Genomic DNA, 18125 nt, shown 5'->3' with positions numbered 1-18125 from the left:
TGCGGGCGCCATTCGTGGACCGGTTTCACTGTTTGCAGCGAACTCACGGTAGCATCGAATCTGATCAGGGCGTTTGGCGTTGGGCTTGGCTCCTGGTCGAGCTCGCCCCGAGCGGGACACAGATCCAGTTCACGGTCGACACACGTGGGTCTCTGCGTACATACGTCCGGGCTTCAGCTCGGCCCAGGTGCCCGCAAGCGGGCCACAGCCCTGGCCCGAGCTATAACACCCAGGTTGCCTTGCGAGACTTGAAGGTGAGAAGCTGCCCGCGGGGTGGCTGGTTGGATCCTCATGCAAGGGCGTGAGCGCGCGAGTCTCACCACCGTCGATCCGGAGGCCCAGCCCCGGCGCGGGCCATTGGCGTGGCTGGGCCTGCTGATCTTGCTGTTGGTGTTGCCGGCCGCGACCTGCGACACGCCTCCGGTCGCGGATCCCTCCGTTGGCCTCAGCAGCGGGCTGCAGCTGCCCGAGGTGCGTCGGCCAGACAATCGGCCCATTCGCATGCTCAGCCGCGACGGCACCGATATGCCGCTGGTCTCGCTCGAGGTCCGCGGCACGGTCGAAGATCCGCTGGCGTTCACCGAGCTCCATCTCGAATTCGAGAACCCCGAGCCGCGGCCGCTCGACGCGACCTTGTCGCTGCGGCTCCCGGCCAAGGCCCGCGTGACCCGCTTCGCGGCGCTCATCGAAGGGTCATGGCGCGAGGCCGAGGTCGTCGAGCGCAAGCCGGGGGCGCTGCGAACGTCGCTGCATGAGCCGGCAAAACTAGCGATCGATCCCAACCCCGACGGCGACCAGCACTTCGAGGTCACGCTCCCCGACATTCCAGGCCGCTCGGTCCAGCGGCTGATCTTGTCGTACACGCAGACCTTCGACCACGTCGACATGGCCTACCGGGTTCGGCTCGCCGGGCTCCACGACATCCCTCGCTTCAGCGCCCGCGTGGTCGTGCACAGCCAGCCGGATCCGCTGCTCGAGGTCTGGGCGGGCAACCGCCTGCCCGAGCAGCTGGGCATGGACGATCAGGGCCGGCGCGTGCTGGAGCTGCGTCGGTTCGACTGGACGGCGACGGAAGACTTCGTGGTCCCGACCTCGGGGCTGCGCCGAACCGGGGTCCGCAGCGGCCGCAAGGTCGCGGTCCGCATCAACCCGCTGACCCACGATCACGCCGCGCCGATCGAGGAGCTGACGATCCTGTTCGACACCAGCGCCTCGCGGGCGGTCGGCTATCGGCAGCAGGTCGAGCGGCTCGCCGAGCTCGTCGAGGCCCTGCAGCCGTGGACGGGCAACCAGCTGCCGCTCCGGCTGATCGCCTTCGATCAGGGCTTCGAGACCATCTACGAGGGGCCGCTCGGCGACATCGACCGCGGCGCGTTCGACCACCTGCAGGCTCGCAACGCGCTCGGGGCCTCGAACCTCGTCAGCGTGCTGCGCCACGTCAGCAAGCTGACGGGAGGGCGGGGGACCCGGCCGCCGGGCAGCGTGCTCGGCCCCGAGACTTTCATTGAAGCACCCGACGAGACCCCCGACGGCTGGGACAACGGCAGCAAGCGGGTGTTGTTGATCAGCGACGGCATGGCCACGGCCGGCGTGTCGGAGCGCAGTCAGCTGCTCGAGACCGTCGCCGACCTCGCCGACGCCGACATCGGGCGCGTCGACGTGATCGCGGATCACGGCCGCCGCGACGCCTGGACCCTGCGCACCTTGGTCCGCCAGCTGCCGGCCTCCGGGTTGGTGCTCGACGCGTCCGACAGCCCGCGCCAGATCGTCCGTCGCCTCCTGCGGACCGTGCACGACGACGTCAAGATCTCGGTCCCGGGCGCGCGCTGGTACTACCCGGAGGTCGTTCATGGCGTGCAGTCCGACGACGAGGTGCTGGTGTTCGCGGACGTCGAGACCGTCGAGGCGGGGCTGCGGGTCACCGTCGAGAGCCACGGCAAGCAGACCTGGGTGGTGCCGCTGGTCGAGGTCGAAGAGCCGCTGGTGGGGCGCGCGCTCGAGCAAGCTCGCGTCGAGTTCTTGGTGTCCACGCTCGAGGACAAGGCCGAGGGCCAGCCGCTGGTCGCCCGCAAGCAGCTGTGGCGGCGGATCGTCCAGAGCGCCAAGCTCAACCGGGTGCTCGGTGACTACACGCGCCTGTCGATGCTGGCCGACCGCGACGACTATGAGCGGGCCGGCATCGATCCGGCGAGCCTGCCCGATCTGCTGTTTGCCGGGCCCGAGGGCGTGCAAGCCCGATCCCGCGGGCTTCCCAACGCGCTCGCCGAGGACGACGTCCCGCTCGCGCGCACGCGCTTGCCCGAGTTCCCGAGCGAGACCCTTGGCGTCGATCAGCTGCTGCTGCTGGCCCAGGACGACGTGCAGAACGGGCCGAGCGGGCTGAGCTCCGCCGACGCCGACGCCGTGATGGCCGCTGGTGCGCTGGTCGAGGCTCCGCTCCCGCCGCTGTTGCCCGAGCTCGAGCCGCCGCCCGACTCGCCAGCCGCCGAGCTCGCGCGCATGCGCCTGGCCAAGCCGCTCGAGGGACGCCGCCGGACCCGCGCGCGCTCGCTGCCGCCGATCCGGGTCCCGCAGGACGCCTACCAGGGCAACCTGCTGACGATCATGAACCTGCTCAATTGGGGGGACGTGGCCGAGGCCAAGCAGGTCGCGTGGCGCTGGCGCGAGGCCGAGCCGACCGAGGTCCTGGCCGTGGTCGCGCTCGGCGAGGCGCTCGAGGCCAACGCCGAGCTCGAGGCCGCCGCCCGGGCCTACGGGTCGATCATCGACATGTATCCGGATCGCGCCGACATGCGCCGGTTCGCGGGCTCGCGGCTCGAGGGGCTCGGCAGCGTCGGCTCGCGGCTCGCGGTCGACAGCTACCGGCGCGCCAGGCAGCAGCGACCCGATCATCCATCGAGCCACAGGTTGCTGGCTTTCGCGCTGCTGCGCGCCGGTCGCGAAGAGCGGGCCTTCGACGTGCTCGACGCGGGCCTGCGCCGGGACTGGAGCGCGGCGTTCTCGGGCGCGTTCGTCGGCGTCGAGAAGGTCCTGCGCGAGGACCTCGGGCTGATCGCTGCGGCCTGGATCGCCGCCGAGCCGGCGCGCGAGGCCGAGATCCTCGACCGCCTCGCGCAGCTCGGGGCCGAGCTCGAGCGGACCGCGTCGCTGCGCTTCGTGCTGACCTGGGAGACGGGGGCCAACGACGTCGACCTCCACGTCCGCGACGTGTTCGGGAGCCACGCCTACTACGAGAGCCGCGGCCTGCGGAGCGGCGGGGCCCTGTACTACGACGTGACCAACGGCTACGGGCCCGAGGTCTTCACCGTGATCGGCGAGCCGACCGGCTACCCCTACAACCTGCAGGTTCACTACTACGCGCGGGGGCCCAACGGGTATGGAATGGGCAAGGTGCAGATCGTCGAGCACGATGGTCATGGTCGGCTGATGTTCGACGAGCGACCGTTCGTGGTCATGAAGGACCGGGCGTTCGTCGACCTGGGCGATCTCGACGGCCCGCTGCGACGTCGATAGACTTTCCAGCAAACGCGTCGCGCACGCCCGGGGCTCGTGTACCATCTGCGACATGGCCGTCGAGAAGCGGGCGATCGGGCTGCGGGTGCTGATCACCGGCGCGTCAATTTGCGTCGTGATCGCCGGGTTGCGGGCGGCCGGTCCGATCTTGGTGCCGGTCCTGTTCTCGGCGTTCCTCGCGGTCCTGGCGATCCCGCCGGTCAACTGGCTGCAGAGCAAGAAGGTCCCCGACTGGCTCGCGGTCACGATCGTGTTTGTCGGCGTGATCGGCAGCTTCATTGGGATCTCGTTCCTGATCGGCAACTCGGTCGCGAGCTTCTCGGAGAACGTCCCGGACTACGAGGCCCGGCTCTCGTCGATGACCGCGGGCTGGATCGCGTGGTTCAGCGGTCACGGGATCGACGTCTCGACCGACACCTTGCTCGCGCAGATCGACGCGAGCCAGGCCGCCGACTGGGCCGCCGCGATGGTCGCCAGCATCGGGTCGCTGCTGTCCGACACCGCGTTCGTGCTGCTGACGACCGCCTTCATCTTGGCCGAGGCCGCCGGTCTACCCCGCAAGCTGCAGGCCGCGCTGGGCGACCCTGACGCCGACCTCGCGCGGTTCGGCGGCGTGATCCGCGATATCCACGAGTACCTGTCGATCAAGACCAAGATCAGCGTGGTCACTGGCTTGTTGGCCGGGCTGCTGTGTTGGGCGGTCGGCGTCGACTACCCGGTGCTGTGGGGGGTGATCGCGTTCTTCCTCAACTACATCCCCACCTTGGGGTCGATCATCGCCGCGCTGCCGCCCGTGTTGCTGGGGGTGGTCAACGTCGGCTGGGAGCGATCGGCGGTGCTGCTGATCGGGTACCTGGCGATCAACACGATCATGGGCAACGTGGTCGAGCCCAAGGTCATGGGCAAGCGGCTGGGGTTGTCGAGCCTGGTCGTGTTCCTGTCGTTGGTGTTCTGGGGCTGGATCTGGGGGCCGCTCGGGATGTTCCTGTCGGTCCCGCTGACCATGGTCGTGAAGATCTTGCTGGAGAACAGCGACGATCTGAAGTGGATCGCGGTGTTGCTCGGCTCGGGCGCGGAGATGGAGCATCGGCTCGAGCCCGACGGCCAGGGTGGAAAGCCCGCGCCTGGGATCCGATCGGCGGTGGTGGCCCAACCTCCAGTTGCGGCGGATGACGCCGATGATCTCGATCCGTTGGTTGACCCCGGGGACTGAGTTTTGGGATTGGCTCCGGAAGTGGCCGCTTGCGATCGGTCGGGGTCACTGGCCTACTGCGGATGTGAACTCGATCAAGCTCTACTCCGCTGCCTCGTTGCTCGCCGGTTCGTGTCTCGCTGCGCTCGGGATCTCGGGTTGTGGTGACAGCGCTGGTGACGGTGGGACCGAGGTCGGTGCGACGGACAGCGAGACCGGCGATGGCGACGGTGACGGCGACACCAACGAGACCGGGACGACCACGATGGGCTCTGGCGACGGCGACGGCGATCCTGGTGATGGCGACGGCGATCCCGGTGATGGCGACGGCGATCCTGGCGACGGCGACGGCGACGGCGACGGCGACGGCGATGGGGACGGCGATGGGGACGGTGACGGCGACGGCGATGGGGACGGTGACGGCGACGGCGACGGCGACGGCGATGGCGACGGCGACGGCGACATGATGTACGCGCCGTGGCTGCTGAGCGTCGACGAGCCCGACGCGACCACCGATGTCCTGGTCCAGATCCTCATCGAGGACGGCATGCTCGGTCAGACCAACGTGATCTGTGAAGACATCGAGTTGCCCGACACGATCCCGGCCGACACCGTGTTCACCTCGCTGACCTTCAACACCGACGTGTTGTTTGCGTCGGTTCGGGTCCAGGGCAACGGCGACACGTTGCTGCGCATCGATCCGTGCCAGTGCACCTCGGAGGAGATCGGGCAGTACACCGGGTTTGACGGCGTCAACGGCATCACGTCGAACGAGCTGCAGAACATGTTCGGGGCCTCGTCCAACCAGGACGTGATCATCGACATCGATCCGATGACGGCGGTCTCGGTGATGCTCAACCCGCTGCCAGGCAACTGGGGGTCGACGGGGCTGACCTGGTCCGATCCGATCGACAACGTGCTGTACGGCATCAACGCGAGCGACGATCGCCTGTACACCTTCGACGGAGACGACGCCTCGAGCATCGGCTCGGTCCAGATGAACATGAACTTCGCGTCGGTCGGGATCGAGTTTCACCCGGGCGTCGACAAGCTGTACGCCTGCGGGATCAGCGGTCAGAACACCTCGCTGTTCTCCGTGGACCTCGACTCCGGCATGGTCAACCTCGAGGCGGCCAACGTGCTGCAGGCCAACTGTGACAACCTCGCCGCGCCGTTTGGCCCGGTCGAGTGCATCCCGCAGTAGCCGAGGCGAGCGCGCCGGGTGAGCTGTGTGACCCGCTCAGAACACCCGCTGCAGCATGCCGCCGAGCATACCGGCGTCGAGGTCGAGCTTGGCCTCGAGCCGGTCGAGATCCGAGATCGTGTAGGCGTCGACGTCGGCGCCGAGCCAACGAAGCGCGGTGGCGAGCCCACGGCCGATGTCGTCACCGACGAGCAGCGCGACCCGGCTCGTTCCGATCGCCGCGGCGAGCTCCGTGCGGCCCGCAGACCCAATCCAGATCCGCCCGCGGATCCACAGGACCAGCGGGCGGACAGACGGTCGCAGGTGGTCGAGGAATTCTCGCCACTCTCGCTGCGGTGGCATGCTGGCGAGCTTGGCGAGGTTGATCCCGTCCACCTGATCCCAGATGAGTCCTGGACGCTCGGCGGGCTGAGCTCGAAGTGGAGTCGCCTGGCTGCCAACAATCATGAATCAGCGGTCAGCAACTTCCGTGCCGCGCTCAGAGCCAATCGCCCACGAGTGCCTTTTGTGCACTAGTGTCGGAAAACTCGATGTCTTGATCGAAAGGACAGCGACCTCGACCCAAGTCGCTCCCCATGTGGGAACAACCGCCCGGGGCTCGACGGCGCACTGGGGCACTAGGCCCCCGCAGCGCCACGGCCAAGCTGGCGCGCGATCGCCCATGTCGGAAACACGAGCTTGTAGAGTCGGTAGTCGAGCACGGCGGTGTTGAAGAACACGCCGACCGAGGCATCGTGCGGCCACGTGCCATCTGGCAGCTGGCGGTCGAGCAAGAACCGCAGGCCTCGCTCGATCGCCTCGCGCCCGCGCTCGGGGGCCGCCTGCTGCAGGGTCAGCACCGCCCACGCGGTCTGGACGACGCGGCTGGGTTGGTCGGCGTCGAGCGGGCGCTCGCGTGACTCGAGCACGCCCTCGTAGCGCTCGCCCCAGCCGCCGTCGGCCCGCTGTTGACCGATCAGGTAGCGGACCGCCCGACGGACCGCGACGTGCTCGCCGTCGAGCCCGGCCGCGAGCAGCCCGGCGACGCTGAAGAAGGTCCCGTAGGTGTAGTTGACGCCCCAAAACCCCGGCCACGCGCCATTTTTGTGCTGGGCCCCGAGCAGGAAGCCCACGCCAGCGTCGACGGCGGCCTGGACCCGCGCTCGCAGCTCGCTGGGCATGTCGTCGCCGAGCGCCTCGCGGGCGACGGCGAGCCCCCGCACGCAGCTGGCCGTGCACTCGGTGTACGAGTACTCGAGCATGCAGTTGCCGTACATCTCGGCGGGGTTGAAGCGGGCCAGCACCATCGAGCCCCGGCGTGGCTCGTACGAGCCGAACCCGCCGTCGTCGTTCTGGCGCCGCAACACGAACGCCACGGCGGCGAGCTTGCGACCGAGGTCGAGGCGCGCGTCTGCGTGATCCCAGCCGCGGTGCTCGGCGTGGAGTAGACCCTCGAGCGCCTCGGCGGTGCAGTCGCTGACCGGCCAGGGGTGGTGCTCGTTGGCGAAGCCCCACCCGCCGCGGGCCGACTCGCGGTAGTGCTCGCGGCCGCCGGGGATGTCGTCACGCAGCTGCGCGTGCGGCAGCCAGGCGCTCGCACGGCTCACGGCGCGCGCGGCCTCGTCGAGCGGCGGGCCCTCGCACAGGGCCTGCAGCGCGAAGCTGGTGTCCCAGATGTCCGAGCGCGCCCCGCAGATGCGCAGGCCCTCGTGCTCGTCCTCCCACATCCAGTACTCGAGGCCGTCGAGGGCCTGGGCCAGGCGGGGGTCACGACGATCGCGGGACCACATCGCCAGGCAGAACAGCATGCCGTTGACGGGGCTGAGACAGACCCAGTCGGTGCTCGAGAATTCGAACTCGATGTGGGCCCACGCCCGGGCCAGCGCCCGCCGCCGGACCACGGCTGGGATCGCCCGCGACAGCGCGCGCGCGCCCGCGAACAGCCACTCGAGGCTGCGGCCGATCGGCTCGTAGAGATCGGTGCTGACGATCTGGCCGCGGGTCGCCCGAAACCGCGAGAGCTCGAACCCCTCGGGATACAGCTCGCTGCGGATCGACTCGATCAGCGGCGACGCGTCGGCACGAGCGCGCGCGCCGTACAGATACGACAAGCCCAGATAGATCAGCCGCATGTGGCAGTACAGCCGGCGCGGGTGCATGGGCGAGTCGTCGGGCAGCAGCCACAGCTCGGGCAGCAGCGGCTGCAGCTCGGACCACGGGTACAAACCGAGCAACGCCAGCCACGCGCGGCCCCACGTCGGGGTGCCGTAGGGTCCGCCGTGGGCGTGGATCCACGCGCGGGCGTCGAGCACCAGCGGATCGTCGTTGGCGGCCCCGAGCAAGCGCAGCGCCACGTAGGCGAGCACGGTGTGGAACATCCACGAGTCGTGGGCGCCCGCGAGGCCCGACTCTGCGCCGTCATGATCGGGGTGTTCGGGTTGATCGGGGTGGTGATCGGGCCCGGCCGGCGACGGCGGGAGATCGGGGTGCATGCCCCAGCCGCCGTCGCGCTTGCGCTGCAGCTCGAGGCTGCGACGGATCCGGCGTCGGCGGGGCTCGGGGATCTCGCGGCCGACGATGTGACAGCAGATCACGTACTGGCAGATCAGCATCGGGTTCCACACGACCTCGCCAGCCCACGCGCCATTGTCTGCCTGCGCAGCTTCGAGGGCCACGCACGCGCGCTGGTAGGCCGCCAACACCTGCTCGCGCTCGAGCGGGGTCGTGAGGGGATCGAGGTCGGGGCCCGAGTTCGTCACCGAGTTCGTCACGAGGTTCTTCATGAAGCTAGAGATCGTCGGAGCCGCCAGCGTCCTCGGCATCGTCGGCGTCGGGTGGGGTTGGCTCGGGCGGGGTCTTCACGTGGTCGACCGCGCGGCCGAGGATCATGAAGTACTGGTAGGCCAGGAAGTCGTGGCGCTCGAGCACCTCGAACCCCACGCTCTCGAGCTCGGCGCTGGCGATTGCATTGGCGACCCGCTGGCTCGGCTTCGGGCAGCCCACGTGGCGCGGGCACTCGGCGTCGTCGCGCCAGTCGATGACCGCCAGCCGGCCGCCGCTGCGCAGCGCCTTGTAGACCGCCGTGAAGTAGGCCTCACGATCTTGCAAGAACGAGTAGGTGTTGGAGATGAACACCAGGTCGACGCTGTCGCGCGGCAGCAGCGGGTGCTCGTAGACCGCGAGCCGAGTGACGATGTTGGGCGTGCTCCACTGCTCGCGGTGCGCCTCGATGTAGCCCTTGAAGTCGGCGTCGACGTCGACCGCGTAGGTGGTGCCGTCGGGCGCCGCCGTGGCCAGGCGCCGGGTGAAGTAGCCCGAGCCTGCCCCGATGTCCGCGATGTCCATGCGCGGGCTGATCCCCAGCGCGTCGACGACCTGCGCCGGCATGGCCCACGCGTCTCGCTCGGGCTCCTCGAAGCTGGCGAGCGCGGCCAGCTTGTCATCGTAGTGATGGTCGCCCGGCTTGTCGGTCTCGACGTCCCGGTTGCACCCGCTGACACCGATCGCGACCGACACGCCCAACAACATGAACGCGAGGCCCGAGCGGGCGAGGGTGGCGCGGGCGCGGCGAGACGCGGAGCTCACGGGGCGACCATAGACAGCCCGAAGCCCGGGATGCAATCCCAGGCAGCCCCTCGCGCCTCGGCGATGCACTGGATCACGTTTGCAGGCCGCGTGTACGAGTGGCGAGCGAGCGGCTACACTCCCCGAACTTTGGCTGCCACCGCGTCCATGCAAGCTCGCGGCGGGTCCGCCCCGGCGACTCTGGCGGCGACCTGTGCCCGCTGCGGACAGGCCTTCAGCGGCCCCGACGATCGCCGCGCGCAGCTGCGGGCGCCGGATCTGTGTCGGGCTTGCCACCTCGACCCTCGCGCGCGCTCGCTGCCGCTCGAGAGCGACATCGGCAAGAGCTGGCTGCTCCGCTGCGGCAAGACCTTGCTGCAGCTGATCGTCTCGCCCAGCGCGAGCTTTCGGGTGGTCGAAGAGCCGGTCTCGCACGCGCGGGTCCTGGCGTTCCTCGCGACCTTGCGGCTGCCGACCTGGCTGTTCGCGCTCGGGTGGGCGGGGATCTCCTGGCTGACCGCCGACGGCGTGGGACCGCTCAAGCGGCCCAGCGTGATCGGGGAGCTGCTCGGTGCCCAGTTCGCCGATGTCTTGCGGCTGTGGCTGCTGCTCTTGGTCCCGCTCGGGCTGCCGATGCTGTACTTCTTCGGCGGGATCTTGGCTCACAGCGCCATGGCGCTGACCGGGGGCGCGCGGCGATCGATCGGCGCGACGATGCGCGCGGTCGGGCTCGCGCTGGCGCCGTCGCTGCTGCTGGTCGGGATCGCCGATCTGTTGGTCGTCGGGCTGGGACTCGAGCCCGAGGTCTGGTTCGTGCTGATCTCGCTGGCCGTGATGATCGCCGTGGTGCTGCTCGCGGTCGCGCTGGCGCGGACCCACTCGACCACGCTGGTCCGCGGGCTGCTGGTCGCTGCGCTGCCGGTCGTGTTCTTCGCCAGCGTCACCGTGGGCCGCGGGCTGCTCGAGTTCTATCGGCTGCCGTTCATGCCCGCGCCGCCGATCGACAGCTACGCGCCATTTCCAATCGAGTGAGGCTTCCAACAGTGAGGAATAGATGCGTAATTCGACCCCGGCATTCCCCGTAGGCTTCGCCGACCCCGACGGCGCGGCCGGTCCCGTGACGATCCGCCAAGGCGTCGCGTGGGGCGAGCTCGACGCGCTCGGCCACGTCAACCACACCGTGTACCTGCGCTGGTTCGAGAACGCTCGATTCGCGTGGTTCGAGCGGGTCGGCATCGCCGCGCTGATGCGCGAGCGCGGCGGCGCCGTCGGGCCGATCCTCGCCCGCGTCAGCTGCGACTACCGGATCCCCGTCGGCTTCCCCGATGCGATCCTCACCAGCGTGCGCTGCGTCGAACTCGGCCGCAGCAGCCTGACCCTGCGCAACAGCGTGTGGTCCGAGCAACACCAGGCCGTGGTCGCCGAGGGCGAGGTCGTCGGCGTGATGTTCGACTACGCGGCCAAGCGCAGCACGCCGATCTCCGAGGCCGTGCGCGCGGCGATCCACACCCTCGACGGCGCGGCCATGCACGCCTGAGGTTCACGCCCGAGCGCGGCGCCTGGGTCAGGGCACCGGCAGCCCGAGGATCTGCGTGTCATCCAAGACCTCGCGCACGCGCCAGCGCTGCAGCAGCGGGCTGTAGGAGAGACCCTCGACCGTGATGAAGGTGCCCTGCTCGTCGCCGTAGTCGTCGACGCGCCGGGCCTGCACGCGCAGCTTGGCCAGGCACCCATTGCGCGACACGACCTCGACGTGCTCGCAGCCATCGAGCTCGCCGCCGGCCGCCTCGCAGCGCTCGACCGCGAACTCGTCCAGCGCGGCGTTGCGGGTCGCGAGCTTGGCGGGGTCTTGCTCGATGCGCTCGCACTCGTACCGCTCGTCGGCCCACGAGACCGCGACCACCAGGCCAACCGCCGCGGCGCCGATCAGCAGCTCGCGGACACCCACGAAGCCGGACAGCCAGCTCATCAACCTGCGCCGGCGTGGAAGCGGCGTCAGAGGTCCGTGCTGCGGCTCCGTACCCGTGCGATCTGCCATGGGCCGGGACTAGCACCGAGCGCCGGTCGCGGCAAAGCGCGACCGGCCAGCGCTGGTACATCGACGTTCAGGCTCCGAGCGCGGCTTTGATCGCGTCGTCGAGCGAGGCGTAGTCGCTGGGCGCGATCGCGCTGTACTTCACCTGGTTGCGGCCGTCCGCGAACATGATCGTGCGGCTCTGCTTGACCTGATAGTGGTCCTCGAAGGTGCCGTTCGGAGCCTCGTTCTTGGGCGCTGGGATCACGACCGGCATCTTGATCCCGAGCTCGGCCTTGAGCGCCTTGGCCTTGGCCTGCAGCTCGTCTTTGTTGCCCAGCGGGGTCACCAACGCGCCATCTTTGACGTCGGCGATCACGGCGAAGGCCTTGAGCTTGTCCTCGCCGTACTTGGCCACCATCGCGTCGAGCTGGGCGAGATCCTGCCTGAACGCCTCGTCGTCGATCGTGCCGACCGCCATGATCTTGGGGCTTGGGCCGTACTTGCAGACCTGGCAGTACTGATCGCCAGACTCGCAATTGATGATCTCGAAGGCGGCGAAGCGCTGGCCCAGGGCGAGGCCGCTGGCGACCGCCACCTGCTCGGGCGCGTCGTCGGCCGGCTTGGCGTCGTCGGCCGGCTTGGCGTCGTCGGCCGGCTTGGCGTCGTCGGCCGGCTTGGCGTCGTCGGCCGGCTTGGCCTGGGCGGCGACTTCGTCGGACGCGGGCTTGTCACAGGCGGTGACGCCCAGCAGGAGGGTAGCGAGCAACAGCGTGGAGCGGCGGGTCATGTGGGGTCCTCTCGAGAGTTGAGCCGGGACAGTGGCAGACGCGGGTACGGCCGCCCGCGAGTCATGTTTCACGGCGCGGGTGCGCGTGTCCGGCGCGAAATCCCGATCTGCCGACCGCCGCGGCCCCGCCCGATCGCGCCGCGATGCCCTATGATGCCCGCGATGTCGACCTCTCGACGCAGCTTCCTGCGGACCACGGGCTTGGCAGCTGGCGCTGGCTTGCTGTGGCCGAGCTGGGCTCAGGCGGATCCGCCTGGCAGCCGCACGCCCGCCCCGGTCAAGCCTCCGTCCAGCGCGGACCTGGCCCTGCTGTCCGCGAGCCCGCTGTTGAACGACGAACTCCTCGCCAAGCGGGCGATCGAGGCCGCCCAGCGGGCGGGGGCGAGCTACGCCGACGCGCGCCTGGTCGCGTGGCGGCGCGAGCGAGTCTCGGTCCGCGACGACCACGTGAGCGACGTGCACCGGTCGAGCGAGTACGGGCTCGGCCTGCGGGTCATCGCCGACGGGGCGTGGGGCTTCGCCGCGACCCCGCGGCTCGACCCCAAGTCGATCGACGGCCTGGCCAAGCGGGCCGTCAGCGCGGCGAAGATCAACGCCACGCTGCGGCGCGAGCGAGTCGAGCTGGCTCCGCTCGCGGCGATCTCGGGTAGCTGGGTCGCGCCGCACCGCGTCGATCCGTGGACGATCTCGCCCAAGCACAAGGCCGAGCTGCTGATCTCGGCGACCACGTCGGCGCTGGCGATCGCCGGGGTCGCGCACGCCTCGGCGCTGGTCGACTCGCAGCGCGAAGAGAAGCTGTTCTTGAGCTCCGAGGGCGCGCGCGTTCATCAGCTGATGGTTCGCGTGCGGCCGCAGCTGAGCGCGACCGCGGTCGATCGGCGCCGCGGACAGTTCGCCAGCCGCGACCACGAGATCGCGCCGATGCTCGCTGGCTGGGAGCACGTCGAGGACGCCAAGCTCGTCGACGACGCCGCGCAGATCGGCGAGGACGCGGTCCGCAAGCTCCACGCCGCGCCGGTCGAGCCGGGCGAGCGCACGGTGATCCTCGATCCCAGCAATCTGTGGCTCACGATCCACGAGAGCATCGGGCACCCGACCGAGCTCGATCGCGCGCTCGGGCTCGAGGCCAACTTCGCGGGCACGAGCTTCCTCGATCCGGCCAAGACCGGCGCCTACGAGCTCGGCAACGAGCTGGCCAATTTCGTCGCCGATCGGACCCAGCCCGGCGGTCTCGCAACCTGTGCGTGGGACGACGACGGCGTCGGCACCGAGCGCTGGCAGCTCGTCAAAGCAGGCAAGTTGGTCGACTGGCAGACCACCCGCGACCAGGCCCACTGGATCCGCGACAAGACCGGTGACGAGCGCGGCCACGCGTGCAGCTACGCCGACTCGTACTCCAGCGTCGCGTTTCAGCGCATGCCCAACATCTCGCTGACGCCGGGCAGGGAAGGGTACACCACCGAAGATCTGATCAACGCGACCGACGACGGGATCCTGATCAGCGGTCGCGGCAGCTGGTCGATCGATCAACAGCGCTACAACTTCCAGTTCTCGGGCCAGTATTTCTGGGAGATCAAGCACGGACGCCTGACCAAGCCGCTGCGCGACGTCGCCTACCAGGCCAACACCGTCGATTTCTGGCGGAGCATGGACATGCTCGGCGGCGAGGGCAGCTTCCGACTCGGCGGCAGCTTCGGCGACGGCAAGGGGGAGCCGGGCCAGAGCAACGCCGTCAGCCACGGGTGCCCGCCCGCGCGGTTTCGGGTCAACGTCGTCTCGACCGCAGGAGGGAAGGGCTGATGGCGACGCTCACCAAGGCCCAGGCCAAGGCGATCACCGACACCCTGCTCGGCGCCGCGATGGCGCCGGAGCTGGTCGTCAGCGTGCGCGACCGCAGCCATGGGCACGTCCGCTTTGCCCGCAACCAGCCGACAACGGAGGGCGACGTCGAGACCTTGACGATCAGCGTGACCGCGTCGATCGGCGGGCGCTCGGCCACCGCCGTCGGCAACCGCAGCGACAAAGCTTCGCTGCTCGCGCTGGTGACCGAGGCTGAAGAGCTCGCCGCGCTCAGCCCGGTCGATCCCGAGCACCTGCCACCGGTCGGCAGCGGCACGTACCTGGACGTGCCCGGGCACGACAAGGCCACCGCCAGGCTCGGCGCCAAGGATCGGGCCGAGCACCTGCAGCAGGCGCTCACGGCCGCCGAGGCGGCCACGGTCGAGCTCGCGGGGTTCTTGCAGCACCACGAGCAGAGCGCGGCGGTCGCGACCAGCGCGGGCGCGTTCGGGTTTCAGGCCAGCACCGCGGCCTCGCTGACGACGACCTGCAGGACGCTCGGGGCCGATCCAGGCAGCGGTTGGGCCGGGATCGAGTCGCACCGGATCGCCTCGATCGACACCGGTGGGATCACGGCGCTGGCCGGGGAGAAAGCCGACATCTCGCGGAGCCCCAAGTCGCTCGACCCTGGCGACTATCTGGTGATCCTCGAGCCGCAGGCGGTCGCCGAGCTGCTCGAGTTCCTCGTTGACGCCCTCGACGCGCGCGCGGCCGACGAGGGCCGGTCGTGGCTCTCGCACCCGGACGGTGGCACCCGCGTGGGCGAGTCGCTGTTTCACACCAGCATCACGCTGCGCGCAGATCCGGCCGATCGGGCCAACCCCGCGGCGGCGTTCACCGACACCGGGGAAGCCCACAAGATCGTGCCCTTCATCGTCGATGGCGTGGTCGAGAACCTGGTGCGCTCCCGCTATTGGGCCGACAAGACCGGCATTCCCGCGATCCCGCGTCCAAGCTCGGTGCTGCTCGACGGTTCGGATGTCGACCTCCTCGAGCTGGTTCGCGCGGTCGACCGCGCGGTGCTGGTGACGCGCTTTTGGTACAACCGATCGCTGGATCCTCGCACGATCCTGGCGACTGGTCTGACCCGCGACGGCACCTTCTTGGTCGAGCAGGGCAAGATCACCACGGCGGTGAACAACTTCCGCTACAACGACAGCCCGGTGAAGATGCTGCGAAACGCGGTCGCCCTGGGGCGCCCGCAGCGAGTGGTCACGCGCGGCGGCACGGTCATGGTCGTGCCGCCGATCGTCGTGAAGGAGTTTCACTTTGCGAGCCGCTCGGACGCGATCTGACGCAATCCACTGATCGGCTGAAAGCGGCCTGGGCGCGCGCTGGAGCCAGGTAGGCGGGCAAGACCGTGCGTGACAGGGCGTGCGCCGAGCAGGCATGATGAGCGCGCGACTGTTGCGGTCGCTAGATCCACCTAGACCAACTGGACCCACCTAATCATGTCTCGCCTTCTTCAGCATCATCAACTATCCCTGATCTCCCTCGCGGCCCTCGCCTTCGTGACCTTCGGTTGCACGGACGACACAGACAACAGCCCGTTCATGACCATGGGTGACACCGGCGACGGCGACGGCGACGGCGACACGACCGGCGACGGCGACACGACCGGAGACGGCGACGGCGACGGCGACACGACCGGAGAAGGCGACGGAGACGGCGACGGCGACGGCGACGGCGACGGCGACGGAGACGGAGACGGAGACGGCGACGGCGATCCGAGCCCGCTGTGTGGCAATGGCGTGGTCGACCCAGGCGAGGAGTGCGACGTCGGCAACGAGACCATGCACTGCGATGGCGACTGCACCTACGCCGCCTGCGGCGACGGCTATCACAACATGCTGTCGGAGGAGTGCGACGACGGGAACGTTCAAAACGACGACGGCTGCATCGGCGCGTGCGTGCTCAACGTGTGCGGCGACGGGGTCTTGTGGGTCGGGACCGAGGAGTGCGACGACGCCAACATGATCGACACCGACGCGTGCCGGAGCGACTGCAGCTTGCCGTTCTGCGGCGACGGTGTGATCTGGGAGGGTATGGAGACCTGCGAGGATCTCAACATGGTCGACGACGACGCCTGCACCAACGCTTGCCAGGTCGCGTCATGCGGTGACGGGATCTTGTGGGCGGGCATGGAGGTCTGCGACGACGGGAACCTCGATGACACCGACGCCTGTCCCGGCAGCTGCGAGCCGGCGTATTGTGGCGACGGCTACGCACTAGCGGATGTCGAGGAGTGCGACGACGGCAATAATGTCGACGACGACTTTTGCATGAACGACTGCACCTCGAACGGCTGGTACGACGACTTCGAGAGCAACAACCTGCTGACCCTGCCCTGGAGCAGCGACGGCAGCGCGATGTGGGCCACGAACGCCACCCAGCCGCACGAGGGCCTCTACGGCGCCGCCAGCGGAACAATTACGCACAGTCAGTCGACCAACCTGCAGGTCACGCTCGCGGTCCCGCAAGCTGGCGTCGTCAGCTTCTGGTATCGCGTCAGCAGCGAGACCAGCTACGACTATCTGCGATTCTACATTGACAATGTTCAGCAGGGCAATGGTTGGTCGGGCAACCTCCCCTGGGCGCAAGCCAGCTTCGCCGTCGGCGCCGGGAACCACACCTTCCGCTGGACGTACAGCAAGGATGGGTCCGTCAACTCCAACTCCGACAAGGTCTGGATTGACGAGGTCTATATCGGCATTGCGCCGTAGTCGGCTGATTATTCTGTCACGCGGCGTCGCCTGACCTCTGTGCCAAATACGGCTGAGGGAGGCGACCCGCGTGCCCTTGGGCAGAGTCGGAGTAGACTTCGCTCGGCAACGGACCCTGAACAACGGTGGGAGGGGACGCCCGCGAGCCTCCATGAACGCTCCGATTGTCTGCTCATCATGTGTCACGCTGCTTCGCTACATTCCGTCGCGCTCGCGCTCGTCTTGCCGGCCCTCGCCTGCGGTAACGCAGGTGTCAGGGACCAAACACCGGCCGGGGACGGTGTCATGGACACCACCACCGGACCGCCGGGTATGCAAGGCGATGCGACCGGACTAGACGACTCGGAGACCACTGACGCCCCGGGCGGCTCGATGAGCGGCACGACGGGCGACCCCGAGAGCTCGGACGAGACCGAGACCGAGAGCGGCGACGACGACGACGGCGGCGGCGCTGGTCCGGGCATCAACTTCGACCTTCACCCCGTGCCCGACTCGCCCTTTTACGACACCTCGTGCGGCATGGTCGACTTCTTGTTCGTCATCGACAACTCGGGGAGCATGTTCGATGAACAGATTGCGCTCATCTCCAACTTTCCCGCGTTCATTAACGGCATTGAGAATACCCTGGACAGCGTCGACACCATCCACGTGGGCGTGACCACGACGGATGATTACGTCCCCAATGTCGCGGGCTGCCAGTTGCTCGGATCGCTGGTGGTGAAGACCGGCGGGTCCGACTCGAGCAACTCGACATGTGGCCCGTACATCGAAGACACCAACTACATGACCGAGATGGATGATCTTGGCGCCAAGTTCAGCTGCGCCGCGCAGGTCGGCAGCGGTGGCTCGGCCGCCGAGCGACCGATGCAAGCCATGGTCAACGCCGTCAGCGGTCTCTATGGCGGGGTCGACGAGTGCAACGAGGGCTTCATCCGCGACGACGCCCTGTTGGTCATCATCGTCATCACGGACGAGCCGGATCTGAGCTCGCAGGGATCCCCCGTGACTTGGTTCCAAGATGTCGTCGACGCCAAGGCAGGGATCCCCGAGAACGTGGTGGTCGTGTCGCTGATCAACACGCCCGGTGGCAACTGCGGCTTGAACGACACCGCGCAGAGCATCGCCGACTTCACCACGATGTTCGGCGCCAACGGGTTCATGGCTGACATCTGTATCCCGGACTTCGCTCCGATCTTCGACCAGGCGATCGAGATCATCGACGTAGCGTGCGACAACTTCGTCGTGGATTGAGCGACGTCGTGCGTGGGCGGGGGGCTCGTGCCGTATCGGCACGAGACCCGTCACCA

General features: G+C 68.7%; 14 protein-coding genes. 9 read left to right on the top strand and 5 right to left on the bottom strand.

What is annotated here, in order from left to right:
* The first annotated feature begins 273 nt into the window (after positions 1-273).
* The 3 genes from ENSA7_RS16045 (at position 274) to ENSA7_RS16035 (ending at position 5909) form a co-directional block, all read left to right on the top strand.
* Complete coding sequence (locus ENSA7_RS16045; protein WP_106090166.1) at positions 274-3513, top strand: DUF2135 domain-containing protein; 3240 nt, start codon at positions 274-276, stop codon at positions 3511-3513.
* Between the two features lie 52 nt (positions 3514-3565).
* Positions 3566-4726 carry an AI-2E family transporter gene (locus ENSA7_RS16040; RefSeq protein WP_106090165.1) on the top strand — a complete coding sequence of 387 codons (1161 nt, stop codon included), beginning with the start codon at positions 3566-3568 and terminating at the stop codon, positions 4724-4726.
* A gap of 64 nt (positions 4727-4790) precedes the next feature.
* Positions 4791-5909 (top strand): hypothetical protein, encoded by a 1119-nt coding sequence (locus tag ENSA7_RS16035; RefSeq protein WP_244923817.1) that lies wholly within the window; start codon positions 4791-4793, stop codon positions 5907-5909.
* Positions 5910-5945: 36 nt separating this feature from the next.
* Here the strand turns inward: ENSA7_RS16035 and ENSA7_RS16030 are convergent, their stop codons facing one another.
* The 3 genes from ENSA7_RS16030 to ENSA7_RS43705 form a co-directional block, all read right to left on the bottom strand.
* A complete protein-coding gene (locus tag ENSA7_RS16030; RefSeq protein WP_106090164.1) occupies positions 5946-6284 on the bottom strand; it encodes a hypothetical protein in 339 nt (112 codons plus the stop codon).
* A 242-nt stretch (positions 6285-6526) separates the two neighbouring features.
* Positions 6527-8710 carry a squalene/oxidosqualene cyclase gene (locus ENSA7_RS16025; protein WP_106090163.1) on the bottom strand — a complete coding sequence of 728 codons (2184 nt, stop codon included), beginning with the start codon at positions 8708-8710 and terminating at the stop codon, positions 6527-6529.
* Positions 8676-9473: a methyltransferase domain-containing protein gene (locus ENSA7_RS43705; protein WP_181233785.1), complete on the bottom strand. Its 798-nt coding sequence runs from the start codon at positions 9471-9473 to the stop codon at positions 8676-8678. Before ENSA7_RS43705 ends, ENSA7_RS16025 begins: the two co-directional genes overlap by 35 nt.
* A gap of 147 nt (positions 9474-9620) precedes the next feature.
* Here ENSA7_RS43705 and ENSA7_RS43700 point away from each other — a divergent pair, with 147 nt between their 5' ends.
* A complete protein-coding gene (locus ENSA7_RS43700; protein ID WP_181233784.1) occupies positions 9621-10484 on the top strand; it encodes a hypothetical protein in 864 nt (287 codons plus the stop codon).
* A 22-nt stretch (positions 10485-10506) separates the two neighbouring features.
* Positions 10507-10989 carry an acyl-CoA thioesterase gene (locus tag ENSA7_RS16015; RefSeq protein WP_106090162.1) on the top strand — a complete coding sequence of 161 codons (483 nt, stop codon included), beginning with the start codon at positions 10507-10509 and terminating at the stop codon, positions 10987-10989.
* 27 nt (positions 10990-11016) lie between these two features.
* Here the strand turns inward: ENSA7_RS16015 and ENSA7_RS16010 are convergent, their stop codons facing one another.
* Both ENSA7_RS16010 and ENSA7_RS16005 read right to left on the bottom strand, forming a co-directional pair.
* Positions 11017-11490 carry a hypothetical protein gene (locus tag ENSA7_RS16010; RefSeq protein WP_146157747.1) on the bottom strand — a complete coding sequence of 158 codons (474 nt, stop codon included), beginning with the start codon at positions 11488-11490 and terminating at the stop codon, positions 11017-11019.
* Between the two features lie 67 nt (positions 11491-11557).
* Positions 11558-12256: a hypothetical protein gene (locus tag ENSA7_RS16005; protein ID WP_106090160.1), complete on the bottom strand. Its 699-nt coding sequence runs from the start codon at positions 12254-12256 to the stop codon at positions 11558-11560.
* Between the two features lie 162 nt (positions 12257-12418).
* Here ENSA7_RS16005 and ENSA7_RS16000 point away from each other — a divergent pair, with 162 nt between their 5' ends.
* The 4 genes from ENSA7_RS16000 (at position 12419) to ENSA7_RS15985 (ending at position 18069) form a co-directional block, all read left to right on the top strand.
* Complete coding sequence (locus ENSA7_RS16000; RefSeq protein WP_181233783.1) at positions 12419-14056, top strand: TldD/PmbA family protein; 1638 nt, start codon at positions 12419-12421, stop codon at positions 14054-14056.
* Entirely contained in the window at positions 14056-15390 is a 1335-nt protein-coding gene (locus ENSA7_RS15995; protein WP_106090158.1) for a metallopeptidase TldD-related protein, read from the top strand. The genes ENSA7_RS16000 and ENSA7_RS15995 overlap by 1 nt, the downstream gene beginning before the upstream one ends.
* A gap of 156 nt (positions 15391-15546) precedes the next feature.
* Complete coding sequence (locus tag ENSA7_RS15990; RefSeq protein ID WP_106090157.1) at positions 15547-16818, top strand: DUF4215 domain-containing protein; 1272 nt, start codon at positions 15547-15549, stop codon at positions 16816-16818.
* 312 nt (positions 16819-17130) lie between these two features.
* Entirely contained in the window at positions 17131-18069 is a 939-nt protein-coding gene (locus ENSA7_RS15985) for a vWA domain-containing protein (RefSeq protein ID WP_106090156.1), read from the top strand.
* Positions 18070-18125: the final 56 nt, after the last annotated feature.

The organism is Enhygromyxa salina, assembly GCF_002994635.1.
Taxonomy (GTDB): Bacteria; Myxococcota_A; Polyangia; order Nannocystales; family Nannocystaceae; genus Plesiocystis; species Plesiocystis salina_B.
This window is presented reverse-complemented; position numbering and strand designations above follow the sequence as displayed.